Source organism: Mycobacterium heckeshornense (genome assembly GCF_016592155.1).
Taxonomy (GTDB): Bacteria; Actinomycetota; Actinomycetes; order Mycobacteriales; family Mycobacteriaceae; genus Mycobacterium; species Mycobacterium heckeshornense.
On the sequence record NZ_AP024237.1, the window covers coordinates 735346 to 761378 of the forward strand.

The 26033-nt window shown below is 64.0% G+C and carries 25 protein-coding genes and 1 pseudogene; 4 read left to right on the top strand and 22 right to left on the bottom strand.

Translation table 11 applies throughout. The annotated features are described in order from the left end of the window. Nucleotides 1-46: 46 nt before the first annotated feature. The 5 genes from MHEC_RS03510 to MHEC_RS03530 are packed head-to-tail and all read right to left on the bottom strand — an operon-like array spanning nt 47 to nt 5895. Nucleotides 47-1165, bottom strand: a complete 1119-nt coding sequence (locus tag MHEC_RS03510; RefSeq protein WP_048889803.1) for an acyl-CoA dehydrogenase family protein — start codon at nt 1163-1165, stop codon at nt 47-49. Beyond that, complete coding sequence (locus MHEC_RS03515; RefSeq protein WP_048889804.1) at nt 1162-2652, bottom strand: class I adenylate-forming enzyme family protein; 1491 nt, start codon at nt 2650-2652, stop codon at nt 1162-1164. Before MHEC_RS03515 ends, MHEC_RS03510 begins: the two co-directional genes overlap by 4 nt. Further along, nucleotides 2649-3494 (bottom strand): alpha/beta fold hydrolase, encoded by an 846-nt coding sequence (locus tag MHEC_RS03520; protein WP_048889805.1) that lies wholly within the window; start codon nt 3492-3494, stop codon nt 2649-2651. Before MHEC_RS03520 ends, MHEC_RS03515 begins: the two co-directional genes overlap by 4 nt. 8 nt (nt 3495-3502) lie before the next feature. Then, on the bottom strand, nt 3503-4717 hold the full coding sequence (locus MHEC_RS03525; protein WP_048889806.1) for a cytochrome P450: 1215 nt from the start codon (nt 4715-4717) through the stop codon (nt 3503-3505). A 23-nt stretch (nt 4718-4740) separates the two neighbouring features. Beyond that, on the bottom strand, nt 4741-5895 hold the full coding sequence (locus tag MHEC_RS03530; RefSeq protein WP_048889807.1) for a thiolase family protein: 1155 nt from the start codon (nt 5893-5895) through the stop codon (nt 4741-4743). Nucleotides 5896-6056: 161 nt separating this feature from the next. On the opposite strand from MHEC_RS03530, the gene MHEC_RS24670 reads away from it, so the two are divergent. Further along, the gene (locus tag MHEC_RS24670) at nt 6057-6515 is read left to right on the top strand and encodes an AMP-binding enzyme (protein WP_142358674.1); all 459 of its coding nucleotides are present in this window, start codon (nt 6057-6059) and stop codon (nt 6513-6515) included. 83 nt (nt 6516-6598) lie between these two features. On the opposite strand, the gene MHEC_RS03540 is transcribed toward MHEC_RS24670, so the two are convergent. The 3 genes from MHEC_RS03540 to MHEC_RS03550 form a co-directional block, all read right to left on the bottom strand. Then, nucleotides 6599-6865 carry a cytochrome C oxidase subunit IV family protein gene (locus tag MHEC_RS03540; protein ID WP_048889808.1) on the bottom strand — a complete coding sequence of 89 codons (267 nt, stop codon included), beginning with the start codon at nt 6863-6865 and terminating at the stop codon, nt 6599-6601. A gap of 2 nt (nt 6866-6867) precedes the next feature. Further along, nucleotides 6868-7371: a cytochrome c oxidase subunit 3 gene (locus MHEC_RS03545; RefSeq protein ID WP_082169553.1), complete on the bottom strand. Its 504-nt coding sequence runs from the start codon at nt 7369-7371 to the stop codon at nt 6868-6870. Between the two features lie 113 nt (nt 7372-7484). After that, nucleotides 7485-8219, bottom strand: coding sequence for a hypothetical protein (locus MHEC_RS03550; protein WP_048889809.1), 735 nt, complete (start codon nt 8217-8219; stop codon nt 7485-7487). Between the two features lie 114 nt (nt 8220-8333). Here MHEC_RS03550 and MHEC_RS03555 point away from each other — a divergent pair, with 114 nt between their 5' ends. Then, complete coding sequence (locus MHEC_RS03555) at nt 8334-8963, top strand: TetR/AcrR family transcriptional regulator (RefSeq protein ID WP_048889810.1); 630 nt, start codon at nt 8334-8336, stop codon at nt 8961-8963. Here the strand turns inward: MHEC_RS03555 and fadD4 are convergent. Together fadD4 and MHEC_RS03565 are read right to left on the bottom strand one after the other, a co-directional pair. Then, nucleotides 8960-10495: a fatty-acid--CoA ligase FadD4 gene (gene fadD4 / locus MHEC_RS03560; RefSeq protein WP_048889811.1), complete on the bottom strand. Its 1536-nt coding sequence runs from the start codon at nt 10493-10495 to the stop codon at nt 8960-8962. The two genes, MHEC_RS03555 and fadD4, sit on opposite strands and share 4 nt — an antisense overlap. A gap of 29 nt (nt 10496-10524) precedes the next feature. Next, entirely contained in the window at nt 10525-11760 is a 1236-nt protein-coding gene (locus MHEC_RS03565) for an amidohydrolase family protein (RefSeq protein WP_048889812.1), read from the bottom strand. Nucleotides 11761-11877: 117 nt separating this feature from the next. On the opposite strand from MHEC_RS03565, the gene MHEC_RS03570 reads away from it, so the two are divergent. After that, the gene (locus MHEC_RS03570) at nt 11878-12480 is read left to right on the top strand and encodes a TetR/AcrR family transcriptional regulator (RefSeq protein WP_048889813.1); all 603 of its coding nucleotides are present in this window, start codon (nt 11878-11880) and stop codon (nt 12478-12480) included. An 18-nt stretch (nt 12481-12498) separates the two neighbouring features. Here MHEC_RS03570 and MHEC_RS03575 read toward each other — a convergent pair whose 3' ends face one another. From MHEC_RS03575 to MHEC_RS03610, 8 genes and pseudogenes are all read right to left on the bottom strand, one after another. Further along, entirely contained in the window at nt 12499-13338 is an 840-nt protein-coding gene (locus MHEC_RS03575) for an enoyl-CoA hydratase-related protein (protein ID WP_048889914.1), read from the bottom strand. Next, complete coding sequence (locus MHEC_RS03580; RefSeq protein ID WP_048889814.1) at nt 13325-14413, bottom strand: Gfo/Idh/MocA family protein; 1089 nt, start codon at nt 14411-14413, stop codon at nt 13325-13327. The genes MHEC_RS03575 and MHEC_RS03580 overlap by 14 nt, the downstream gene beginning before the upstream one ends. 13 nt (nt 14414-14426) lie before the next feature. After that, a pseudogene (locus MHEC_RS03585) lies at nt 14427-15619 on the bottom strand (thiolase family protein). After that, nucleotides 15616-16053, bottom strand: coding sequence for a Zn-ribbon domain-containing OB-fold protein (locus MHEC_RS03590; RefSeq protein WP_235434722.1), 438 nt, complete (start codon nt 16051-16053; stop codon nt 15616-15618). The pseudogene MHEC_RS03585 and the gene MHEC_RS03590 overlap by 4 nt, the downstream one beginning before the upstream one ends. Before the next feature lie 192 nt (nt 16054-16245). Next, complete coding sequence (locus MHEC_RS03595) at nt 16246-17400, bottom strand: acyl-CoA dehydrogenase family protein (RefSeq protein WP_048889817.1); 1155 nt, start codon at nt 17398-17400, stop codon at nt 16246-16248. Continuing rightward, nucleotides 17397-18569: an acyl-CoA dehydrogenase family protein gene (locus MHEC_RS03600; protein ID WP_048889818.1), complete on the bottom strand. Its 1173-nt coding sequence runs from the start codon at nt 18567-18569 to the stop codon at nt 17397-17399. The genes MHEC_RS03595 and MHEC_RS03600 overlap by 4 nt, the downstream gene beginning before the upstream one ends. Further along, nucleotides 18566-19156 (bottom strand): flavin reductase family protein, encoded by a 591-nt coding sequence (locus tag MHEC_RS03605; RefSeq protein ID WP_048889819.1) that lies wholly within the window; start codon nt 19154-19156, stop codon nt 18566-18568. Before MHEC_RS03605 ends, MHEC_RS03600 begins: the two co-directional genes overlap by 4 nt. A gap of 202 nt (nt 19157-19358) precedes the next feature. Further along, nucleotides 19359-20570, bottom strand: coding sequence for a CaiB/BaiF CoA transferase family protein (locus tag MHEC_RS03610; protein ID WP_048889820.1), 1212 nt, complete (start codon nt 20568-20570; stop codon nt 19359-19361). Nucleotides 20571-20833: 263 nt separating this feature from the next. Here MHEC_RS03610 and MHEC_RS03615 point away from each other — a divergent pair, with 263 nt between their 5' ends. Continuing rightward, nucleotides 20834-21415 (top strand): nuclear transport factor 2 family protein, encoded by a 582-nt coding sequence (locus MHEC_RS03615; protein WP_048889821.1) that lies wholly within the window; start codon nt 20834-20836, stop codon nt 21413-21415. A gap of 214 nt (nt 21416-21629) precedes the next feature. Here the strand turns inward: MHEC_RS03615 and MHEC_RS03620 are convergent, their stop codons facing one another. The 4 genes from MHEC_RS03620 to MHEC_RS03635 are packed head-to-tail and all read right to left on the bottom strand — an operon-like array spanning nt 21630 to nt 26033. Next, on the bottom strand, nt 21630-23135 hold the full coding sequence (locus tag MHEC_RS03620) for an aldehyde dehydrogenase (RefSeq protein ID WP_082169506.1): 1506 nt from the start codon (nt 23133-23135) through the stop codon (nt 21630-21632). Continuing rightward, nucleotides 23132-23917: an enoyl-CoA hydratase/isomerase family protein gene (locus tag MHEC_RS03625; RefSeq protein WP_048889822.1), complete on the bottom strand. Its 786-nt coding sequence runs from the start codon at nt 23915-23917 to the stop codon at nt 23132-23134. The genes MHEC_RS03620 and MHEC_RS03625 overlap by 4 nt, the downstream gene beginning before the upstream one ends. Beyond that, nucleotides 23914-25521, bottom strand: coding sequence for a class I adenylate-forming enzyme family protein (locus MHEC_RS03630; protein ID WP_048889823.1), 1608 nt, complete (start codon nt 25519-25521; stop codon nt 23914-23916). Before MHEC_RS03630 ends, MHEC_RS03625 begins: the two co-directional genes overlap by 4 nt. A gap of 2 nt (nt 25522-25523) precedes the next feature. Continuing rightward, nucleotides 25524-26033: an aromatic-ring-hydroxylating dioxygenase subunit beta gene (locus MHEC_RS03635; RefSeq protein WP_048889824.1), complete on the bottom strand. Its 510-nt coding sequence runs from the start codon at nt 26031-26033 to the stop codon at nt 25524-25526.

Here is a 26033-nt window from a genome sequence, read left to right on the forward strand (position 1 = left end):
CTGCTAAGTCTAGTCTTGCCCGTAGCCCTGCAGCAAGCGGCTGCGCCTACAGCAGCTTGGCTTCAGCCGCTAAGCGATCCCAGTGCGCCCCGGGTGCACCAAAGATGACCTCGTCGGTGCGCGCCCGTTTGACGTACAAGTGCGCCGAGTCTTCCCAGGTGAAGCCGATGCCGCCGTGAATTTGCAGGTTGGCGTGCGACGCGGCCCGCAATGCCTCGGAGCACACCGCCTTGGCCATGCTGACGCGCCAGCGCGAATCTCCGTCGTCGTCGTCCACGGATCGCAGGGCGGCCAGCGATGCCGAGCGGGCCCATTCGAGGTCGACAAGCATATCGGCGCACCGGTGCTTGATGGCCTGGAAGCTGCCAATCGCCCGGCCGAACTGCTCGCGGGTTCGGGCGTAGTCGGTCGCTATCTCCAGCACCCGCTCGCATGCTCCGACCTGCTCGGCCGATAGCACCGCGATGGCCCGGTCGAGGCTGCGCTCAATCACGTCGTCGACCGGGCCGTCTCCGCTGAGCCGCGTGGCTGCGGCAGCGGTGAACTCGATGGTGGCCATGGGCCGGGTCTTGTCCAGTACACGCTCGGGCTTGATGGTGACACCGTGGGCGGCGGAATCGACAAGGAAGATCGCGGGTTCGGTGTCGATCGTGGCGACAACGACCAGGTCGTCGGCGGCCCCGCCGTACAGCACGTGGTGTGCCGTGCCCCTCAAGCTCCACCCGTTGCTGTTGTGGCTGGCCACGGCGGCGACGGCATTACGGTTCCACGAGCCGGCGCGTTCGGTGAGGACGGCGGTCGCGGTCCGTTCGCCGTCGATGAGCCCGGCCAGCAATTGCTCGTCGACGCCGGTGTCCACCAGCAGGCCAGTAGCAAGCACCGTCGACGCCAGGAACGGCACCGGGGCCAGTGCCCGGCCGAGTTCATGGGCGACGACCCCCAGGGCGCGGGCACCGTAGCCCGCGCCGCCCGCCTCTTCGGGCAAAGCGATGGCTCCGACGCCGACCTGCCGGCACAGCACTCGCCACAGTTCGGTGTCGTAGCTGTCACCTCCCGAATCGCCGTAGGCGATTTCACGGACCCGCTCTTCGGTGGCCAGCCTTTCGCAGGCGGCGCGGACGGTGTGCCCGAGCTCGCGTGCTTCGTCGGCGCTGAGCCGTGTCATCGGGCCACTCCTATCTGCCGGGCCAGCTCGGTCTTGGCGACCTTGCCAAGACCGGTCAGCGGGTATTCGTCCACGACGACCAGCCGTTCCGGCCACTTCTGCTTCATCAGACCGCGCTCGTCGAGAAAGCTGCACAGTTCGTCGAGGGTCACGTCGCGGTGTCGCGGCGAGCGCCGCACCACCGCGCACACCAGTTCGCCGCGAAGCTCATCGGGCAGGCCGAGCACCACTACGTCATCCACCAGCGGGTGGGCCAGCAGCTCGTTTTCGATCTCATCGGGTGCGATGTTTTCGCCTTTGCGGATGATCAGATCCTTGATCCGCCCGGTCACCACGATACGGCCGTCGGGCCGCAGATAACCTTGGTCGCCGGTGCGGAACCACCCGTCGGGAGTCAGCGCCTGGCGCCATTGCCCGGTATCGACATAGCCCGGCGTGACGTTGCCGCCGCGGATTTGGATCTCGTCACGCTCGGCGATCCGAACCTGGGCCGTCGGTATGGGCGAGCCACTGGAGAAGCTTTGTTGTTCTTCGGTATCGGTGGCCTTGCTGGCGCACACCATCGGCGCCTCGGTCATTCCGTAAGCGTGCACGATTGGGATGCCCAGATGCTGGCGAACCTGCTTGTGCAACTCGGGTGGGCAAGCGGCGCCACCGCCGATGAGCATCCGCAGCGAAGGCACCACAGGTTCGCTGCGTCCGCTGCCCAGCTGCGCCGAGAGCATCATCTGGTAGAAGGCAGTGCTGGCGCCGGTGACCGTGACCCGGTGTTCGGCGAGCAGCCCGGCCAGTTGCTCAGGCGCGAACTTGGGCACCATCAGCACGGGATAGTCGGCGAGCAGCGCGCCGGCCAGGTAGACAATGCCGCCGACGTGCGCGATTGGAAAGGCGATCGTTCCCAGTTCGTCGCGTTCAGACCCCAGCCCGAGGTGTGCGGTGTAGCCGCGGGCGGCGGTCAGCAGCGTCGCGTCGGAGTGCCGCACCGCTTTCGGGCGGCCGGTGGCCCCGGAGGTGAAGTAGATCCAGCGGGTATCGGCGGGCCTGGTCTGGGCGACCAGCTCCGACGCCGGGTGCGGACCCAGCACCTGCACCGCGGCCGCGAAGTCGGGCGGCAGTTCGACGACGCGGGTGCCGGCAGGCGCGTTGTCGCCGGTCGAAGCGTCGACGATCAACACGTCAGCGCCACAACCGTCGACGGCCGCTGCGACCTCACGCCGCCGGTAGAGGTGGATGATCGGCGCCTGGGTGACGGGCGCGCGGGCCAGCGACAGCATCAGCAGCGCCGCGGAAACATGCGAGGGCAGCTGCCAGGCGACCGTCATACCGGGCCGCACGCCGGCCTGCCACAGCCACCGGGTTGCGGTCAGGGTCAGACCGGCGACCTCGCCCACGGTCAGCGTGGCGGCGGCGATATCGCGCAGCAGCGGCCGACCCGGCCTGCTCGCCGCGGCTTCATCGAGCAGCGAGGCGACGGTACTTGCTGTCACCGGACTACACCTGCCACGAATTCACTTATCGCGCTGGCTGTTTCGTTCGGCTCATCCAGCATCACGTAGGTCGAGCTGTTGTTGATTGTGCGCAACTGCGCGTGCGGGAAGGTTTCGGCTAGCCGGCGGGCGTGGGTCATCGGGAACAGCCGGTCGGAGTCCCCCCACAGGATCAGCACCGGTTTGTCCCAGGCCTTCATCGCCGCTGTCGCGGCCAACGTGTAGCTCGGGTCGAGGTCGGCGGTGAGGCGAACCGCCTCCCGGCGAACAGCGGCCGAGTTCGCGAAGCCGCCAAAAAGCGCTGGCCAGCGCGCACGATCGATGCCGCGGCGAGTGACCGTCGAGGCGAACCGGGCGAGGCCCGGACCGGTCGCCAACAGCCGCAACACGACCATCCCCAGGGTTGCGCTGAGCCGGCATAGCCGTACCAGCGGCGCGAACCCGGACGGCGGGAAGTGTTCGAAGCTGTCGCAGTTGGTGAAAACCAGCCGCGCCACTCGCCCGAAATCCAGCCCCCCGTCGCCCAGCGCGGCTTGCACGATGCCGCCGCCGGTATCGTTGGCTACCAGCGTCACGTCGGAGAGATCAAGCGCCTCAAGCAATCCGGAGATCCGCCAGCCGGCTGCGCGCACACCTAGGTCGGCGTGTGGGCCCACCGGTGTGCGCTGCGCGCCGAACGGCCACGTCGGTGCGATACAGCGGTACCTGTCGGACAGCCGCCGAGTGACGTCGTCCCACAAGGCTCCGGTCACATACACACCGTGCACGAATACCAGCGGCGGTCCAGATCCGGTGTCGTTGTATTCGATCTCGGCGCCCTCGACGACGACTGTCTCAGCCATGGCCTGTGCTAGCCCTTGCGCGGTCCCGGCGTGAACCTAACCGGCAGTTTGCGCACCGCGTAGACCTCGCCAGCATCGGCGAACCGTTCGGGCTCGCCGGCCAGCTCGAAGTCGGGCAGGCGTTTCAGCACCTGGCCCACCATCACCTGAAACATCATCTTGGCATAGTGCGAGCCCAGGCAGCGGTGGATGCCGACACCAAATGCCATGTGCTTCTTGGCATTCGGTCGGGCCAAATCTAGCGTGTCGGGGTCGTCGAACATGGCTGGATCTCTGTTGGCCGCTCCCCACATCAGGATCGCGCGGTCCCCGGCACACAGCGGCTGGCCATGGAACTCCGCGTCGCGCGACACGGTGCGGGCCAATCCCAACGTCGGTGAGTACAACCGCAGCAGCTCGTCGGTGCCCTTTTTGATCAGCTCAGGATCGGCGATCAACTGCTGGCGTAACTGGGGGTCTTGGCACAAGCGCAGCAACACATTGCCGGTGAAGCCGCTGGTGGTATCCATGCCGCCGAGCATCATCAGGAAGGCGTACATGGTGATTTGCGTGTCATCGAGGGGCTTCCCGTTCAGCGTGCCCCGCAGGATATCGCTGAACAAGTCGTCGCCGAGGCCTTGGGAACGCCGCTGTTCCATGTGCTTGCCGATCTCAGCGAACATCGCCATGCCGGCCTCCGCCGCCTTCTCCGGGTTGTGGGCGCGGTCGTGGACGGTCGAGTGCACCCAGCGCACCCATTCCATGGCGCGCGACTCGTCGAAGTTGAGCAGCCGAAGGATCAGCCGGGCCGGCAGCGGAGTGGTCAGCTCCCCCACCAGATCGCATTCGCCGCGCTCGATGAACGCGTCGATCGCTTCATCGGTCATCTCAAGCGCCGACTCGCGGAACCGCTCGGCCGATGCCGGGGAGAACCGCCGCAGCGTTGCTTCGCGCAGTTCCAGTGTCGCCGGCGGGTCGGACTCGATCGGCAGGATGGGAAACGGAATTGGGCTGGCCGGCACCCCAATGGACGGCGCGGAGTTGAACAGCTCGTCATCGCGGGAGGCCTCGAAGACCGAAGCGTAATCGACCAGGGCCCAGAATCCGCCGTAGTGAGGCGAATGCGCCACCGGGCAACCTGATTCGCGCATCCGCCGGAAGGTGCCGTGGGGGTCTTCGCGGAATTCCGGGGAGTGATGGTCGAGGTCGACCTCGGCGCGCTGACGCGAGTCGGCCTGGGTCATCTGGGTGTCCTTCCGTTGGGCGGTTACCGACTGAGGATTGCGACCGCGGCGGTCCCGGGTGCCCCGTAGAGCTGCGCGAGGGCCACCTTCGGGTTGTTGGGCACCTGCCGGTCTCCGGCCGTGCCGCGAAGCTGATGCACGAGTTCGAAAACCTGGCGGAGCCCGGATGCGCCCACCGGTTCGCCGTTTGCCAGCAGGCCTCCGTCGGTGTTGATCGGGATGCGTCCACCGATTTCGGTGGCGCCATCGTGCAGCAGCGCCTCTTGCTCGCCGTCCTTGCACAGCATCGTCTCGGCCATGTGGATGAGCTCTGAACCCGAGTCGGTGTCCTGCAATTGCGCGACATCGATGTCGGCGGGCCCGACGCCGGCCAGTTCGTAGGCGGCCGCCGCGGCTTCGGTGGTGGTGCCCGGGACCAGTGGCAGCTCGATGGAGGTGCGAAGCAGTTCGTAGGCGCCCTCGCGGCGGCTGCGCAGCGCGGTGGAACGAAGATAGATCGGGGTGTCGGTGTACTGCTTGGCTTTATCGGCCCGACAAACAACAACGGCGGCGGCACCCTCGTTGGGATTGCAGTACATGTACTGCCGAAGGGGCGCGTTGACGACCGGCGACGCCAGGATGGCCTCTGCGCTCATCGCTTTGCGGCGCCAGGCGTGCGGGGTGCGCGAGCCGTTGGCGAAGTTCTTCTCGGCAACCTTGGCCAGCGTCTGTTCGCTGATGCCGTGGTCATGCATGTAGCGCATGATCTTGGTGCCGAAATAGTGGGTGGTCAAAAACATGCCCTGGTCGCCGTACCACTGCGGCAGACCCGACACCGACGGGTCGGCGCCGAACGCGCCGCGCGGGTGTTTGTCCAAGCCGACACCCACGGCGATGTCGGCCTCGCCGTTCTGCACGTCGCGCGCGGCCAGCGTCAGCAGCGAATTGCCGGTCGCGCAGCCGCTCAGCACGGCGCGGGCCGGCAGCCCGGTCATGCCGACCAGCCCGGTGACGGCTTCTGGATTGGCGACCTCGAGGCTTCCGGCGTACAGACTTCGGACCTGCTTCCAATCGACGCCCGCGTCGCGCAGGGCGCGATGGATCGCCACGGCCCCCATCTCCAGCGCGGACCGGTCGTCGTAGCGCCCGAACGGATGAAGTCCCACGCCGATGATGGCTACTTCCGGCGAATTGCCCATTGCGCTCCTCCCGGCAGGTTCCCGGCAGACCTGGAGGACGGCCTGCCGCCCCACCGTCTCTAACCAGATAACTATATAGCGGATTAATCCCCTACAATAGATGCCGCCGACGTCAGTCCGCCCCGAAAGAATCGTCATTGAGCATTTCGCTGCTACTCGAAATGGCTGAGTCGAGTGATCCGGACGCGGTGGCAGTGGTGTCCGGTGAGCACCGATTGACCGTCGGGGAACTTAGCCATTACCCCGACACCGGAGCCGCCTGCCCAGAACACGCACACGTACAGCAGGTCGCGATGGTGGGCGTCGAGGACCTGCACCGGGGGCGGGCCATCGTCGCGGTGGTGGCACCGTCCCAGGGCTGCGAACCAGATCCCGGAGAACTGCGCCAGTATCTGGATGATCTGCGCGCAGGTGGGGTACCGATGCTGCCGATCGGCAGCCAGCCGTCAGCGGACGCAGCCCTCGATCCCGCGTTCTCCGAAGGGAATCTGATGGGTAAGCGTTACGTCGACCAAAACGGCGCGGAGGTCCTGGTGACCAAGGCCGGTGCCGGAACGCTCAGCATCGGCCAGACTCCGCTCACCGTCAAGGACGCTAAGCCGCTGCCGGCCAGCGACTAGCAGTAGCTGGAGGGCCATTAGTTGGCACGGCGAGAACGTGGGCGCCACCTGTCAGCGTGGGACTGCGCCGGAATTTCGGCGCCTCATGACCAGAAGTACATGGCGGTCAAGACGGACCATAACGCGACGCAGTAGCCCTCGAAGATGCCGCGAAGGAAGAGCGGGGCATCCCGTAATTCCATGAAGTCCAAACCGACGAAGCGGACCTTCATGGCAGCGACGGCGAGAACCACGACGGCGATCGCTGATCCGGTCCCGTGCTCATGGCCTACCGCCCAGGACACGATCGTGGCTACAACCAGGACGACCCACACCGCGGTGGAGCGTGCGCGGAAAAGCGAAGGCGTCATCGTCAGCTCACCAGGTACAGGAGCGGGAACAAGACGATCCACAGCAAATCAACGAGGTGCCAGAAACACCCGCCCCCTTCGACGAGCGCCATTTTCGTCGTACCGAGCTCGACGCGACCGGCCTGCGTCAACAGCAAGACCAAGACCGCGATGCCGATCAGTACGTGGAACAGGTGCAGGCCAGTAAGGATGAAGAAGTAAAGAAAAAACGTGTTTTGGTTCGGGGTATGTCCCTGGCTGACCTTGGCGGTGTACTCGACCGCTTTGAGCCCGACGAACGCCAGGCCGCATGCTAATGCTGCGGCCAACAGCCACCGCGCTGCCAGTCGCTCCGAAGAACGGATCGCGTGAATCGCGGTGATGACGAACAATGAACCAGTGAGCAGAATCAGAGTGTTGGTCAGCCCAATGCCGATGCTCAGCATCCGGCGCGATTGGTCGAACACTTCGGGAGCGCGCCCGCGCTCGTACATGAATGTCGCGAAGAACACGCCGAACACCAGCATGTCGCCGAACAAGACGATCCAGATACCACCTTCACCCGGGACGCGGCGCTCGCTGCGCGAAACCGGTGATGTAGATGTGGCTGTCTCGGTGGCCAGTCGCGTTGCCTGCCGGTTCACGCCGCCTGTTCCCACTTACGTTCAGCGGCATTAGCGGCGCGTTCGGCGGCTTCGACGTCTACCGCTTTGACCAGCATCACCGTGGTAACGATCATCCAGACGCAGAACACGGTGAGCGGAATCCAGAAGGCGAACAATCCGTTCCACGCCAAGGGTCCCTTGTGGAACACGTATATCGCGGCACCCGGCACCCCGAAGACGGCGTACCAGATCTGGAAGTAGCCGAACCAGCGCGGGAAACTCGGCACCTCGCGCTTATCGATGAACACGGCGAAGGCAAGAATGATGACTTGGGTGATGAGTGGGCCAACGAGGCCGACGAAGATGAGCCAGAACATGTCGCTAAGTGCCTGGGTGACATCGGGATTGGCGTGCGGCCGGTAGGCAGCAGCAGTAGCGAAGATCGCGCACAACGCGAACCCGAACGGGAAGGTCACGCTGAGCAGGATCTGCGTCACCGACATGACACCCCAGTAGCCCTCGATTCGTCGCACCTGGCGAGACAGCAGAGCGAAGAATGGCGCAAAGAGGGGGAATGCGAGAAAGATCATGAACGCCATGCCGATACGGATGCGCAGTTCGTTCTCGGCGTAGCGGGCGGCGGTCTCGGCGGCGGTGGCGGACGGGTCGTAGGGCGGGATGAATCCTGCGACGAATACAAACAGGACGAGAAACACCCCAATCCCGGCCAGGCCTAGCCAGCCCGCGGCCTTCTCGATCTTGACGTGCATGTAATCGCCTCCCGCCCAGCAGGCAAAAACGGATGCCGGCCACGTTAATCGAGTCGCAAGCCGCTAGTCAACCATCGATCCACTATAACCCCGGCCGGCTGTTAGGGTGGGGTTATGGCGTTGCGTCGGGCTCCCCGGGTGCGGCGCGGCAGCGCGCCGGGATTGTTGCGCGAAGCCGCCCGAGAGCTCTTCGCAGAACACGGCTACCGGGTCACCACCCGCGAAATCGCTGAGCGGGCAGGGGTTTCTCACGATCTGATCTTTCGGTACTTCGACTCCAAGGAACGCTTGTTCTTCGAATCAGTCGGCAGGCCACTGCTCGACGCCGTCGACGGTCTGCACCGCCGATGGCTCGATGACCCGGGCTTGCGGTCACTTGATCCGAAAGAGCTCGCCCGCCGCTTCACCAGTGACTTCTACTGCTTCCTCTCCGACAACCAGGCAATCGCTCGCGCAATGGTGCACCTGTTCACTGAGGGACCGACCGGTGGCGAGCTCGACGTCCTGCGGTCCCGCATCGATGACACCCTCAGTGCGATGTTGCCGGCGGTCGACGCCGTGCTTTCCGTCGACGGGATCAGGCGCTCTTCGCCGGCTCTGCAGCTACGGATCGTGCTACTCTTCGTGGGCGCAATCGCGACATTCCTGCCCAAGACATATCCCAGAGATGACGACGCCCCGTCGCGAAATGCGGTGATTGACGAGCTATCTCAGTTCATCTACAACGGGCTGCGCGAAAGTTAGCCGGCCTTCAGCGGGGTGGAGTACTTTTTCACCAGCTCCTGCTTGTAGAGCTTGCCGGTGTCGGTACGGGGTAGTTGCGACTCGAACGAAATAGACCGCGGACACTTGTAGTGCGCCAAGCGCTCCCGCACCCACGCCAACAGCTCCGCTGCAAACTCTTCGGTGGCATCGGCAGGGTCGACGGTCTGCACGACGCCTTTGACCGACTGGCCCATCCGTTCGTCGGGGATGCCGAACACGGCGGCGTCCAGCACCTTGGGGTGGGTGACCAACAAGTTCTCGGCTTCCTGCGGGTAGATGTTCACCCCACCGGAAATGATCATGTGATGGCGGCGGTCGGTCAGGTACAGGTAGTCGTCCTCGTCGAGGTAACCGATGTCGCCGACGGTTGCCCAGCCGTGCGCATCCCGCGACGCCGCCGTCTTGGCCTCGTCGTTGAGGTAGTCGAAGGGATAGCCGCCCTCGTAATAAATTTCGCCGACCTCGCCGCGCGGCAGCTCGACGCCGTTTTCGTCGAGAATGTGCGGGATCCCGACCAATGGCTTACCCACCGAACCCGGATGCGCGAGCCAGTCCTCGGCTGCGATAAAAGAGGCCCCTACTGCCTCCGATGCCGCGTAGTACTCGTCGATGATCGGGCCCCACCAGTCGATCATCTGCTTTTTGATGTCGACTGGGCACGGCGCGGCTGCGTGCACGACACGGCGCAGGCTGGACAGGTCATACGAATTGCGCACATCCTCCGGGAGTTTAAGCATCCGCACGAACATCGCGGGGACGAACTGCGCGTGGGTTACTCGGTAGCGCTGAATGCACTCCAAGGCCCGCTCGGCGTCAAACGTCTCCATCACCACGGTGGTGCCACCCAGCGACTGCACCGACATCGACCAGAACGACGGCGCGGTGTGATACAGCGGCGCAGGACTCAGATACACCGCGTCACCGGACAATCCGACGGCCGTCAGCAGCGGCATCAACATGTTGGATGCCTGGGCCGGCGAGATGTGCGGCAGTTCTCGCCGGATGCCCTTAGGGCGGCCGGTGGTGCCCGATGAATATTGCAGCAAGTCGCCCTCGAGTTCATCGGGGATCGGTGTCGATGGTTGATCGGCCACGCAGTCGGGATAGCGTCGCCAGCCGGCGAGGGTATCGTCGGCGATGAGTCGTAGCTCGGGCAGCCCGGCCGGCAGGTGCTCGGCGAGCCCTTCACACATCGTGCGCATCGCCCGCGAGCCGACAATCGCCCTGGCGCCGCTGTTGTCGACGATATAAGCGGCTTCTGCTGGGGTCAGGTGAGTATTGATCAGCGCGTAGTACAAGCCGCTCCGGCGCGCCGCCCACATCACCGCATGAATGTGCTCGTTGTTCTCCATGATCACCGCGACGGTGTCGCCTTCGGACAGCCCGGCCTGCCGGAAGAAATGCGCAAGCCTGTTGGCTCGCGTCTCCAGTTCGGCGAAGCCGATCACGATACCCGACGGGTGCAGGATGATGGCGGCTTTGGTGGAGTCGACATGCTCCCGGATCTGCATGCGCTGAACGTAGACGCCCGGGTACGTCGTTATGCGCCAGCGGTTTGCAATGCTGGCGGCTTGGTGGCGTCAGGGTCGGGATTGCGGATGGGCAGGCCCATGAAGCGCCGCGCGTTGTCGCCCATGAAATCGTAGGTGCGGCGACGGTCCATGCCCTCGGCGTACTTGAAGAATCCCTTCGGTGTCGCCAGACCTTCGGGGTGTGGGTAGTCCGAGCCGAACATCACCTTGTCCCAGCCCACCGTTTCGACGACATCGGCCACCGAGCCTTCCCAGAACGGCGACACCCAGATATTGCGCCGGAACACGTCGATGGGGTGCTCCTCGAAGTTTTGCGGCATCTTCTTGTAGATGTCTTGCAGGTCGTGAAACAGCGGATGGATCCAGGAGCTGCCGTTCTCGACGCTGGCAATGCGCAGCTTCGGGAACCGGGTCAAGGTGCCGTGACAGATCAGGCTGGTCAGCATGTCGGCGATCTCACGATGCCCGAGCACCACCCACTTGAACGCCGACATCTCAAAGGCGCTGTTGGTCTCGGGCGGCTCCCACTTGCTGACGTATTCCTCCAGCGGAGGCTGGCTGGCGTGGACCACGATCGGCAGGCCGGCATCCTCGACGTCACGCCAGAACGGATCGAACTCCGGCAGCGCCGGGGAGCGCCACCCGCGGTAGCCCTTGACTGGAGCCGGTTTGATCAACGCGACCTTGGCCCCGTTGTCAAGAACGTATTCCAGCTCGCGGCGCGCCTCATCCACCAGGCCCAGCGTCAGCACCGGGGTCATGTACAGCCGGTCTTGGTAGGTGTAGCCCCAGTGCTCGAGCATCCACTGGTTGAGGGCGTGGATCATCGCCGCGGTCAGTTCGGGGTCCTCGGCGGCGGAATGTTCGACCAAGTTGGCCAGCGTCGGATACACCAGGGTCTCATCGACGCCCTGCCGGTCGAGCTCCTTGATCCGGTCGACCGGGTTGCGGGAAGCCGGCGGCGCCTCGATCGGTGTGCCCGTCATCTGACGCATCGTCAGGCCTTCGGGGTTTTGCCCGGAGTAGAAGCGCTCGTGCGCACCGGGCGCGGCCACCTTCTCAAATGTCGGATTCGGGATGTACTCGGTGATCTTGTTCAGGATCGCGATCCGGGTGTGCCTGCCCACCTGCACGAACTGTACGGCCTTGCGGAATCGCTCCGGCAGGTACTTGGTCAACGCCTCCGGGGTCTCGTACATGTGCTGATCGGCGTCGAAAATCGGCGCGTCAGTGAACTGAGTCATAGGACTAGCTTGACCTGGGTTGACAGATGTGTCAAGTATGAGCATCACAAGGGCTTAGGCCATGGCGTTTTACGTGGTTGTTGATAGTTGACAGAGCTGTCATCTAGAGTCCCTGCTATGGCCGTTACCGCTGGGACCGAACCCGTCGATACGCTCGAAGCCGGCCGCGGCGCGCGGACCCGCATGGCGATCCTCGAAGCGAGTCGGCGACTGTTCCTCGAGCGCGGCTACGCCGGCACGCCGATCAACGCCATCACCGAGGCCTGTGGTATTTCCCGGGCCGGGTTCTATACGTACTTCAAAGACAAGCGTGAGGTTTTCAACGTTCTCGGCGAAACGGCGTACCATGACGTGCTCGCGGTAATTGCCCAGTGGGGGAGGCTTCCCGTGTCCTACGGTCTGGGGGATGTGCGCAAGTGGGTTGGCGACTATTTCGGCTATCTGGACCGCCATGGCGCATTCGTGATGGCGGCCTCGCATTCTGCGCCGGACGACGAGGCTTTCAGGCGCTCGCGTGACCACATGTTGACCCGCGCGGCGTGGAAACTTGGACAGGCCATCGCCAGCCATGGCCGACATTCCCCGGAAACTGTCGGTGTCGCGGTGATGGGGTTGCTCGAACGCGCCTGGTACGCAGTACAGACACAATCGGTGCGCGTCGACCAAGACGAGGTGATCGCTGTCGCGGCCGAGATGATCTTCGCAATGACGCGCCAATAAGGGCGCCTGCGGCGAGCCCTACTCTGTGCCTGCCTGCTCGCGCGGCAACCGGCGGTTTTTTTCCAGATCCGCCCTCAGGGCCTGAGCATCCGAGGTGTGCTCCATCACCGACATCAAATCAGCTGACAACTGAAGGTGCTGGCGCATGCCCATCTGTTCCCAGGCTCGCACGAGCATGGTTTTGGTGGCCATCAACGTCGACAGCGGTGCCCGCGAGATCCGTGCGGCCATGGTTTCGGTCACCGACTCCAGCTCCTCACGGGCGACAACGCGGTTGACCAGCCCCATGCGGAAAGCCTCCTCGGCGGACAACGTTTGCGCCGTATACAGGTATTCGGCCGCTCGCTTGTAGTTCATAAAAACCCACGGTTCGATCATCGTTTCACCACCGGGGAAACCGAGCCCTGGAACCAGCGGCATCTGAAAGTAGGCGTCCTCGGAGGCGATCGTGATCTCGGGCAGCAGCGCCCAGTAGGTGCCGCCGCCCAGCGCGTAGCCGTGCACTTGAGCGATCATCGGTTTCGGGAATTCCCAGAACCGCAGCGTCGGCCACAAAAACAGTTCTTTGCTGCCCAGGTAGTTGCTGCCGAGATGTCGTTGGGACTCGGCGAATTCCGGGTACGCATCGGGAGCGATGACGTGACCGGCGCAAAAGCCGTTGCCGCTGCCCTTAATGATGACGACCTTCACACCGTAGTCCCGGCGCGCCTGGTCGAGACAGGCGTCCACCTGAGACACCATCTCCGAGGACTGCGCGTTCGCCCGCTCGGGCCAGTTGAGCACGACGCGGGCGATGGCGCCGTCGCGTTCATAGCGGACGACACCGAGGTCTGTGGTGGCCTGATCAGGCGGTTGCATGTACGCGTTCCCAGCCGCCACCTTCTGATGAGCGGTGTGCGGCGTCGATGATCGCCAGGCTAAGCAGGCCGTCGTCAAATGTGGCGGCACGGCAAGGCTTACCCTCGAATGCAGGCAGCCAGTCTTCGAGCATCAAGGCCATCGCCCGGCTGGCGTGTCCAGCGAGGCCTTTCGGAAGATTCTCCGGGTGAGCCGGTGCGCGATCGCCTACCGGCAGGGGCCGCAGCCCGTCATCGGTGGCGGCGCCTATCGTATAGGCGGTCGAGCGCAAGTCACCGTCGCCGATGATGGTGCCGTCGGCACCGAACAGCTCGAGGCGGTAGTGATCGGCGTGTGCACCCATCACCGACACGCTCATGATGGCGATTGCACCCGACTCCATCCGCATCAGTAGGGCGGCGGTGTCATCGGCAGTGACGTTGAGTATCTCGCCGTCCGGCAGCCGGCGTACCGGTTCACTGCTGCGCACCTCGGCGCATACCGCGTCCGGGCGGCCCAAAACGCTGCACAGGAAATCCAGGTCGTGCACGAGCATCCCGGCCAGATACCCACCGCCCTGGTTCCGGTCGTACATCCACCGGGCTTGCGGCGTTCGGCTGGGATGCCAATAAGACGCACTGCGGCTAACTCGCGCGACGTACTGCTTGCCGAGGAATCCGGAGCGCACAAGCTCAGCGATTGCGAGCCAGTCTGGATTCCAACGGTTTTCAAAGCAGCACGCGGTCGGCCGGCCAGACTTTCTGGCGGCGCGGACCATGTCGCGGGCCGCGTCGAGGTCACCGGCGAGCGGCTTCTCACACAGCACCGCCTTGCCGGCATCGAGGGCGGCACGCGTCATGTCGTGGTGCAGCACCGTGGGTGTGGCCACCGAGATGACGTCGAGATCGTCTCTGGCGACGAATGATTCCCAGTCGGTCGAGATGTCGGTGATGCCGAGCTTGTCGGCAACGCGTTGCAGCCGTTCGGGGGTACGCGCGCAAAGCGCAACCGGATCGAATCCCTGTGCCGCCCGAAAGCCCGGTACCTGCACGTGGGAGCCCCAGCCCACCCCGATTACGCCGACGCGAAGGGTCATAATGCACTCCTGCCTAGCGGGAACTGATCAACATCGTGCCGGCAACCGGCCCGCCGCCCACACCGACAACGACCACCTCGGGCGTATTAGGGGCCTGCCGATCCCCGCCCTCGCCCCACAACTGCACGCACGCTTCGTGCAGGAAACCCATGCCGTGCAGGCGCCCTCCGGAAAGCTGACCGCCGCTGGTGTTAAGCGGCAGCGGCCCGTCCAGCGCGATTCGCTCTCCATCGCCGAGGAATTTGCCGACCTGGCCGTGCTCGCAGAAGCCGAGGGCCTCCAGCCACATCACCGTTAAAAAGCTGAATCCGTCGTACAGCTGGGCCATGTCGACATCTTTGGCGGTCAGCGTGGTGTGTTCCCACAGCGCCGCTGCGGCGTCGTGCGCGGCCATCGTCGTAATGTCCTTGCGCTGGTCCCAGGTCGCACGTTCGTACATGCTGGGGCCGACGGACTCGACGGTCAGGGGGATGCCGCGGCAGCCCGTCAGCGGCCTCTCGTCGCGAGATGACCACCGCCGTCGCGCCGTCGCAGGGCACGTCGCAGTCGTAGAGACACAACGGTTCGGAGATCATCCGAGCGTTGAGATAGTCCTCCATCGACAGCGGATCCCGGTAGATGGCATCCGGATTCAGCGCGGCGTTGCGGCGCGCGTTGAGTGCGATCACGCCCAGGTGTTCGCGCCTCAAACCGAAATCGTGCATGTAGCGTTGGGCGGGCATCGCCAGCCAGTTGGCCGCCGACAGCGCGCCGAACGGTGCGACCCATTCCAAGTGGGGCGGTAACTTGCCGCCGCCGAATAAAACCGAAGCCCTTCCACCGCCGGCCTGCTCGGCGGCGGTCGACTCCCACACCGACCGGTACACCACAACGTGGTTGACCAGTCCTAGGGTCACCGCCATGCAGGCCTCAATCGCCGGGCCGATCTGGCCGGCGGTCTCCATCGCCGATATATACCATCGGCTGCGCAGTCCCAGCGCGTTGCGGACCTCGGTGACTGTCGCCCCGGAGAAGCCGGGGTCGGGCACCCCCGGGGCCCGGGTAGCTCGCCACCCCGTCCACGTCGTCGATGCGCAGCCCGGCGTCTGCGATGGCCCTGGTGACCGCTTCGATGGTCAGGTCAAGCCCGGTGCGCCCCAACCGCCGTCCCACTTGCGACTTCCCGGCGCCGGTGATAACGGCCTTGCCGTCGAACGGGCCGCTCATACGCTTGCGTTCGCCTCGGTGGCAGGTCGGAACAGAGGAACCCAGACGCGCGCGTCTTCGTCACCGGATGTCGGCGCCCACTCTTCGAAGAACACTTCGACCTGCAGGCCGACACGAATGTCCTCGATCGCGATGTTGACGATGTTGGTGATGAGCCGAACGTCGGGCTCGTCGTTAAGCTCGACCATCGCGACGATGTATGGCGGTTCAAAACCGGGGATCCACGGTTGACGGTTGACGGTGTACGCAGCCACCGTTGCCCGTCCGGAGACCGGCTTCGGTGCGACGTCGGTGCTGCGGCACCGCCAGCAGACGGGCCCGGGCGGATGGAAGAAACGATCGCACCCGCGGCAATGCGCAATCAGCAACTCGCCGCGCGCGCCACCGCTCCAGAACGCTTTTGAGTCGGCGGTGGGGGTGGGCGCCAGCCGCAATGCTGGCCGCGTGTATGACGGCAGGCCCGCGGGCTGGTGTGCTTGCGACCCATCACCCAATTTCTGACCTCCTTGTCTGCTACTTTTCGCGATGATGCAGCTGATTCCTGGCGCCACCGCTGTCCAACCTGACACAGCTGGTCATCACTGTCCAGGGCTCTTCCTGGCGATCTGCAAATGCGACGAGAGACGCTATACACCTCCTCGCGAGATCAACTGCGCGGCGATCACATTGCGCTGTATCTCGTTGGTGCCCTCGCCGACGATCATCAACGGGGCGTCGCGGAAGTAGCGTTCGACGTCGTACTCGGTGGAATAGCCGTAGCCGCCGTGGATTCGGATTGCATTGAGCGCTATCTCCATCGCCACTTCGGAGGCGAACAACTTGGCCATCCCGGCCTCCATGTCACAGCGGTCCCCGCTGTCGAACTTTTCCGCGGCATACCTCGTGAGCTGCCTCGCAGCCGTCAGCTTGGTAGCCATGTCGGCCAGATAGTTGCCGACCGACTGATGTTTCCAGATCGGCCGCCCGAAGCTCTCCCGCTGCTGGGCATAGCCGAGGGCGTCCTCAAGCGCGGCCGTCGCGACACCCAGTGCCCGCGCCGCGACCTGAATACGTCCGGTCTCAAGACCTTTCATCATCTGCCCAAAGCCACGGCCGGCTATGCCACCGAGGATCGCCGATGCAGGCACCCGGTAGTCGTCGAAGCGTAGTTCGCACGATTCCACGCCCTTGTAGCCAAGCTTAGGCAGATCCCGCGAGACCGACAGCCCAGGACCGTGCTCGACGAGAACCACCGACATGCCCTTGTGGCGCGGCGTGGCGTATGGGTCGGTCTTGCACAGCAGCGCGATTAGACCCGATCGGCGAGCGTTGCTAATCCAGGTCTTCGCGCCGTTGATGACGAGGTCGGTTCCGTCGACATGTGCGACGGTGCTCATCGCTTGTAAGTCGGAGCCACCACCGGGCTCTGTCAGGGCCATGGTGGCCCGCAACTCGCCGGTGGCCATGGTGGGCAGGTACTTTCGCTTCTGCTCTTCGGTACCGAACAGCGACAGCAGCTTGGCCACCACGGTGTGGCCGCCCATCGCGCCGGCCAAACTCATCCAGCCGCGGGCCAACTCCTGGGTCACCCAGACATAGCAGGGCATCGAAACGGGACAGCCGCCGTATTCGTCAGGTATCGCCAAGCCAAATATCCCGATGCGTTTCATCTGCTCGATCCAGGCTTCGGGATAGACGTCGGCATGCTCGACTTCGCGCACCGTCGGCTTGACGTCGCGGTCGATGAACGCCCGGACCGTCTCGACTAATAGGCTTTCTTCGTCATTCAATCCGGCGTTCATCGCATTCCACTGAGAAGGTGGCGGGCTATGACTTCGCGCTGGACCTCGGTGGCACCTTCACCGAGCCGCTTGACACGCAAATCGCGGAACCAACGTTCCAGTGGTAGCTCCTTCGACAGCCCCAGCGCGCCGTGTATTTGGATGCAACGGTCCAGTACCCGATAGGCGATTTCGGTACCGTAGAGCTTGGCGACGGATGCGTCGACTCGGACATCGTGGCCGAGGTCGGCGTTCCAGGCGGCCTGATACACCAGCAGGCGCGCGGCCCGCAGCTCCACTTCGCTGTCGACGAGCATCCATTGGATGCCCTGCTTGTCGGCGAGCTTGCCACCGAAAACATCCCTATCCCTGGCCCACTGACAAGTGCGGTCTAGTGCCACCTGCGCGATGCCAATGGGGCCGGCAGCATAGATGATGCGGCTGTGCACCAGAAAATCGCTGGCCAGTGCGAGGCCCTGGCCCTCTTCGCCGATGAGCCGATCCGCCGGAATCCGGACGTTGTCGAAGTGCAGTTCGCAGGGATCAAATGACGCCATCACCTCGATACGGCTGAAAGTAATCCCCGGGGTGTCTTTTTCGACGATGAAACATGAGATGCCGTTGCGGCCTTCACCGGTGCGTGCGTACACCACACCCCAGTCAGCCTCGAGAGCATGCGAAATCCACATTTTCGAACCGTTGAGGACATAGGCGTTGCCGTCACGAACGGCTTTCAGTTTGATGGCCCGTGCCGGATCGGACCCTCCGGATGCCTCGGTGATCGCGGTGTAGGCCTTGGTCATCGTGCCGTCGATGATCGGCTTGGCGTAAGTGGCGAACTGCTCGGGGGAAGCCTTGAACATGACATTGGGGGGGTTTCCGCCGAATGCGCCCAGCGCTGGAAAGAATGCGCCCATACGGCATTTGGCCGCCTCTTCTGCGACCACGACCTGACCGAGCACGCTCAATCCGGCACCGCCGAACTCCTCCGGGGTCTGCAGGGCCCACAACCCCAGTTTGCGTGCCTTCGCCTGCAAGTCGACGAGCTGGTCGCGCGGCAACCCGATGCTGTCATGCGGCAAGGTGTCCTCGATCGGGTGCACGTAGGCCGCCATGAACCGCCGCACCGTCTCGCGCAGCAGTATCAGCTCTTCCGGCAGCTCCCACGCGCCGGTCTGGTCGGTGCTCACGCCGATCGCGCAGCCGCCGCCCGCAACTCACGCGCGCTCTGTAACTGCGGCTCGTGGTTGGCTTCGTACTGCTCGATCCATTCATGCGGCAGCTTGGTCCAGGCCTCCCCGATCCGCAACCGGTGAGCGCTGCTGAACACTTCTGCGGCCACCACGTCCCCGACGAAGATGGTGTTCTCGTCGTTGTCCAGCGACCCGGTAATCCGGCACTCCACGTAACTGTGGGCGTCAAGCAGGATCGGGGCGCCGGTCACCCCCGGCTTGGTGCGCAACTTCGAGATCTTGTCACCGTCGCGACCCGAGCTTCCGCCGAGGGTCATCAGGATCTCGAGCGAGTTGTCGATCTCACCTTCGCCGGCAGAGAGCATGTGCATGGCAAAGACGCCTGAATTGACCAGCATGTCGTGGGTTCGGTTGTACTTGGTCAGACTCACGGTGGCGCGCGGCAACTCCGGCACGATGCTCGCCGAACCGGCCGACAAGGAGATCAGACCGTTTGCAAATCCGTCGTCAATGCTCGTAACCGCCACCGGGTACGGCCGCAACCCGGCCAGCACAGCATTAGCCGCCTGAATGTCGATGTGCATCGGGATCTCCTTTTTGCGGGCGTCGGCGCGATCCGTCCCTAGAGAGTGTACATATATGTCAGAAGACAGTGAATAGAGCGTGGCGATCGAACGGGGGTGAGCTGACACGTTAGTACGTAATTGGCGTATTCTGCCCCATGCCCCAGCGCTGACGCGATTGTCAGATAAGAGATGTTGGTGGCGGACTCGGCGGCGTTCGGTGCTATCCGAGCGTGATCACCCCTTCTGTGGCGAGCGCATGGATGACATCATCGCTGTAGCCCAGTTCTTGCAGGATTGCCTTGCTGTGCGCGCCCAGGGCGGGGACGTTGCCGAGTACAGGCTCGGTTTCGCTGAGCATTGTCGGCGGCAGCAGCGCCCCGATCATGCCGCCCGGTGTGCTGATCTGTCGCCAGCGGTTCCGTGCGGTCAGCACCGGATGCGACCAGAGACTTTCGACGTCGGTCACTCGTCCGTATGCGATGCCGGCTGCGTCGAGTCGCGCGGCCAGTTCATCGGCGGTCATCGTTGCGGTCGCAGCCTGGATCGTTTCCTCGAGCAAGTCGCGATTGGCTACGCGGTCGGAGTTCGTCGCAAAGCGCGCATCCGTCACCAGATTGGGCAGGCCAAGTGCCTGCTCACACAGCCGCTGCCATTCCCGCTCATTCTGAACAGCCAGTAATACTGTGCCCCCGTCGCGCACGGTGAACGGGCCGTAAGGCGCGATCGTCGCATGGCGGGCGCCGGTGCGCGGCGGCGGCGTGCCGCCGTAATGGGCGTAATACGCGGGCTGGCCCATCCATTCGGCGAGCGCCTCAAAAAGTGAGACCGAGACCGGTGCGACGTGACCGGTGGTGCTACGCACGAGCAATGCGGTGAGAATGCCGGAGTAGGCGAACATGCCGGCGGCGATATCCGCGATCGAGACGCCGGTGCGGGCGACCTCATCACCGTTTCCCGTCACCGACAAGAGGCCGGTTTCAGCCTGTACCAGCAGGTCGTAGGCCTTGCGGTCGCGCCACGGTCCTGTCCCGCCGTAGCCGGTGATGTCGCAGACGATCAGCCGCGGGTGGCGGCCCGCGGCCGTGGCGGCGTCCAGGCCCATCCGCGCGGCGGCTCCCGGCCCTAGGTTTTGCACCAGCACATCTGCCGACGTGAGTAATCGGTGCAGGATCCGTTGGCCCTCCGGGTGTTTCAAATCGAGCGTCAGTGACTCTTTACCGCGATTCAGCCAGACGAAGTAACTGGACTCACCGTGCACACTGCGGTCGTAGCCGCGGGCGAAGTCACCCCCGTCGGGGCGTTCCACCTTGATGACGCGGGCACCAAGGTCGGCCAGCTGCCTCGTCGCATAGGGTGCGGCGACGGCCTGTTCCAGGCTGACGACGGTGATACCGGACAGTGGAGCTTGGGGATGGTCGTGTTGGCGGTTCAACGAGGACCTCTTTTCATGACTCGGTCGTCAGAAAACCGTAGTTCACCAGTGTCCGAATTGCACGAATTGCCCTGCCAAATAGACAGAAACTGCATATACATAGCGTCAGAAATAGGTTAGATTGAGACGGTGGGCGAGGTAACCACCGTCACGGTATTCGGGTGTCGATCCCTGGGAAATTCCCGAGTGGCGGCCGCTGGCCCGCCCTAACCGTCGCGGCGCTGAACGATCGAAACTACCTGATAGGACCCAAAGGAGCATCGATGGCCGATCGCGCCGAAGTGGAGCGAGAATTTCGGCACTACTACATGACCGGACCGGTCATGGAGGACTGGGTCGGTTGGGCGAATCTTTTCACTGACGACGCCGAATACTTCGACCACTACTACGGCACTTTCACCGGGCCCGAGGAGATTGCCCGCTACCTTGAGGGCACGATGGGGGCGTCGCCGATGGTGTACACCGTGTTGAAGTGGTACGTCATCGACGGCAACCGTGTGGTGTACGAGTGCCTCAACCGTGCCGACAATCCCGAACCAGGCGCGCCGCCAATTGATTTCCCGTCATTTCAGATTGTCGACTACGCCGGCGGCGGAAAGTGGAGCCGGGAAGAAGACATCTGGGTGATGGGGGAGATGAAGGCATTCGCGCAACGCTACCGCGCTGCCGAGCAGGCATTTCCGCAGACGCTCGAAGACAAGCTCAGCCGCAATGACTGGGGAGCCTGGGTCGAATGGGCTCGGCCTCGGCCAGGGCACCAGGTCCGGCCGTCGTGGTATGCGAAACCGGGTTTCACGCCGTTTCGCGGTCTCGGCGACATCGATTTCGGTGTGCGTTCACACTGATGCGCCCCAACCGCCCGATGCATCGTGATGGAGCCGGCGTCGCCTTCGTTCGTCGGCGGTCGATGAGCTCCAGCGGACGGGAGTGAGTGAGCATCGCCATCTTGCCGGACGCCGCCATCAGCATAATTTCACCGCGTGGCCGCACAGGTGGTTGTAATGCACAGGTTGCTCTCTCGAGCGCTAACTGGCGGCGCCCGGGTCGGAAACTCGAAGCTCATCCCAACGTGAATGGGTCACGGGTTGCCCCGGACAGCTCCACCCACACCGCCTTGGTCTCGGTGAAATCCTTGACGGCCTCGATGCCGTTTTCCCGACCTATCCCGCTGAAACCTATGCCGCCGAACGGAACATGTGGTGCCACGACACGATAGGCGTTGACCCACACCGTGCCGGCACGCAGCTTGGCGGCCACCCGGTGGGCGCGGTGAACGTCTTTAGTCCAGACCGCGCCGGCTAGCCCGAACTCGGTGGCGTTGGCCGCGGCGACGGCTTCGTCTTCGTCGGTGAACGTCATCACTACGAGCACCGGGCCGAAAATCTCCTCGACCACGGCGCGCATCGACGGGCTTACCCCGGTCAGCACCGTTGGCTTGACGAAGTATCCGCCGAGCTTGTCGTCGGGTTCGCCGCCGCAGGCAATGGTAGCGCCCTGCTCGCGGGCGGATGCGAAGTGCGACAATACCTTTTCGTATTGCGAAGCGTTTGAAACCGGGCCCATCTCGGTGGTCGGATCCTTAGGGTCGCCCAGCTTGATCGTCGCGGCGCGGGCAACGATCTTGTCTGTCAGCGCGTCGGCGACCCTTTCGTGTACCAGCAGCCGTGAACCCGCCAGGCAGGTCTGCCCGGTGGCGGCGAACACGCCGGCAATCACACCGTTGGCGGCGGCATCCAGGTCCGCGTCGTCGAAGACAACCTGTGCCGATTTGCCGCCTAGTTCGAGGGTGAACCGGGTCATGTTCGCGATGGCGGCCTTGCCGACCTCGATGCCGGTGGCGGTGGATCCGGTGAATGCGATCTTGTCCACACCCGGATGGGAAGCCAGCGCGGCACCGGTCTCCGGGCCCCACCCGGTGACCACATTGATCACGCCGGGCGGAAAACCCGCTTCGGCGAACAGCGTCGCGAACGCCAGGGTCGAGGTGGGGGTGTGATCGCTGGGCTTGACGACGAACGTGCAGCCGGCGGCGAGGCCCGCGGCCAGCTTCCACGTCAACAGCAGCAGCGGCGAATTCCAGGGGGTGATCGCGCCCACCACCCCGAGCGGTTCGTGGCGGGTGTACACGAAGTAGTTCGGCTTGTCGGTGGGCACGACCGCGCCCTGCAGTTTGTCGGCGAGTCCGGCGTAATAGAAGTAATAGTCGGACAAAGAACGCATCTGGCCGACCATCTCGCGCATCAGCTTGCCGCCGTCGCGTACCTCGAGTTCGGCGAGGCTTTCGGCCTCTCGGGCGAGGATCTCGCCGAGCCGCCATAGCAGCTTGCCGCGGGCGGTGGCGGTAAGCCGGCCCCATTGCCCGTCGAGGGCCGCTCGCGCTGCTGCCACCGCGCGGTCGACATCGGTTGCGTCGCCGTTGGGCACGCGGGCCCACGGTTGTCCGGTGTAGGGGTCGATGCTGTCGTAGGTGGCGCCGCTGGCCGCGCTGACCCGGCGGCCGCCGATCAGTAACTTAAATTCGACCAGCTGCTCGGTTGCCATCTTTGTCAGAGCGTTCTTGGTCATCGGATCCGGGGTGGTTTTTTGTTGGCACGCGAGTCGCTGCGGCCCTCGCCGGGGTTACCGATGTGGGTGTAAGACAGGCCATGCCGTGCCGCGATAATTGGCGGCAGGTCGCGCGCCTCCCACATTGCGCGTACGGTCCCTTGGACGCCTTTGGGGCGCCGGGCGGCGATTTCAGCAGCCAATTCGGCTGCACGCGAACGTAGTTCGTTGTCCGGAACGATCTCGGTAACCAGGCCGATGCGCAGCGCAGTATGGGCGGACATGCGTTCTTCGCTGCCCATCAGCGCCCATCGCATCACCTCTCCGTAGGGCACGCCGAGGGCGAGCATGCCCATCGGCTCCAGCGCCGAGACGGCACCGGAGTTGACATGCGGGTCGAAGAACGTCGCGGACTCCGAGCAGATCGCGAAGTCGCATTCGTTGACAAAATACATCGCTCCACCCGCCACCATGCCGTGCAACGCGGCGATGACCGGCTTCCACACCCGATGTGCCTTCGGCCCGAGTACGGCACCGGGGTCTTCCTGGTTGAAGATCGGTTGGTGGGTCCACCAGGTGCCCTCGGATACGTCGAGCCCCGTGCAGAACGCGCGCTCACCGTTACCGCGGAGCACAGCAACACGAATATCTTCGTCATCGCGAACCCGCTGCCACACCGCCGTAAGTTCACGACTCATCAATTCGTTGAAGCTATTCAACCGGTCGGGCCGATTGAGCGTCACGGTCGCCACGTGATCAGCGAGCTCGAACTCGATGGTCTGCAGGTCGGTCAGGTCGGTCATCGGGCCTCCTCGCTATGTCGGGATGTCACCGACATCCTCTCAACCGAGCCGACTACCTGTATCACCTGGTTAGCTATCTCACGCTTGAGAATCTTGCCCGCGGGACCCAGGGGGAATTCATCGCGGTATTCGAAGCGCCGCGGCTGCTTGTAACCAGCCAATTCGGCCCGACACAGCGCCGACAATTCGGCAGTCAGACGATCCCGATCGGTTACGTGGCGTTTGGGGACGACTACGGCGACCGGAGTCTCACCCCACTCCGGGTCGGGAACTCCGACCACAGCGACCATATCGACCCCGTCATGGTGGCCGATGACCCGCTCGATCTCGGCGGGATAGACGTTGAAGCCGCCCGAGATGATCATGTCGGTCTTGCGGCCGGTGATGTGCAGGTAGTTTTCGTCGTCGAGGTAGCCGAGGTCGCCGGTGCGCAGCCCATCCGGCCGAAACGTCTCGGCGGTCTGCTCGGGCCGGTTCCAGTAGCCGATGGCGTTGGCGGGGCTGACGATCACGATCTCGCCGACTTGGCCTGCGGACAGGGTATTGCCCTCGGGGTCGATGATACGGATCGCACACATCGGCGTTTCCTGCCCGCACGAGGTCGCGATCGACGTCTTGCCATTGACGATGTCGCGGTGGTCCTGGGGGGTCAAGATGGTGGCCTGGCCGCCGCACTCGGTGAGCCCGTAACGTTGCTGCAGGTCGCAGCCGAGCAGATCCATTGCCCGGCGTGCCAGACCGGGTGGCACGGGGGCCGAGCCGTAAGATATGCGGCGCAGGCTCGACATGTCACGCTGCGGACCGTCTTCGAGGATGGCCAGCGTACGCTGCAGCATAGTGGGAATAAACGTTGTGAAAGTGATGCTGCTGCGCTCGATCTCGTCGATAACCGCCTGTGGGTCGAACTTCTGGTGGATAACCATGGTTTGGCCCAGATATAGCCACGACACTGTGCGGACCATGCCGCCGGCGGTGAAGAACGGGGTAGTTGCCAGCATCACGTCGGAGCGGTTGGCCTCGGTGACGAGGTTGGTGTCGGCCGCCTGGTACAGCAACCCGCGGTGGGTGTGCATCACTCCCTTGGGCCGGCCGGTGGTGCCGCTGGTATAGAGGATGACCGCGAGATCATCAGGCGAGATGTCGATATGCGGCGGGGCGGGCCATGCATGCCCTAACGCCGTCTCATAGTCGGTTACCAAGTCGTTGTCGCCCAGCTCCCGGCGGCCATCGATGCCGAGCACCACTGCCATCTCGCAGAGCTCGCCGATGAATTTCCTCAACTGGTCGGCGTGGACTATCGCAGCTCGAGCACCGGAGTCGTCACGAACATGAGCGACCTCGTCGGCCGCAAGGCGTATGTTGACCGGAACCGCGATGAGTCCCGCTTTGGCAAGGCCGAACGAGATCTCAGGCCACTCAATGCAATTGCGAGCGATAACCAGCACCCGGTCGCCGGTCATCAGTCCTCGGCTGGCCATAAAGTTCGCCAATCGCCGGGCCCGGTCGTCGACTTGCGACCAGGTATGCACCCGGTTGCCTTCGACAAGTGCTCGCTTATGCGGGTACCGGCGGGCGTTGTTGCTGGCGATGTCTCCGACGAGCATGGTCAGATCAGAAACGCGAGCGTATCGATGGGACCGCTTGCGTCGATGAGGTGGACGATTTTGCGGACCAGCTTCGGCCCGTCGTTTGATCTACGGATGGTGTGGACCACACGGCCGGCCCAATACCGTTGCCGTATCCGGTATTCGAAGAGGGCAAAGTTCGATTCGACGGTCACCGTGTCTCCGGTCTGGTCGACGACCTCACTGTTGGACAACAACCGGCGCATCACTGACGGCGGGTTCTGGGAATGCCGATTTCCGGTGTTGAGCTGTGCCACACGGCTTTTGATGCGCCGTCTGTTGTCGTTGATGTAGGCCAGTGTGGTACGTGGATCGTCGTCGGTGTGCATCGGCACCCGGTACTCGACTGTGTCGTCGTCGGCCCACAGCGACTCCCACTCCGAGTACCGACCCTCGTCGGCTAACCGGGCCTCCAGATATAAAAACGATAGGATGTCTGGATCCGGCAGCGGCCGCATGGCCGGGCTTTGGGGCTGCGCGTCAACAGTCAT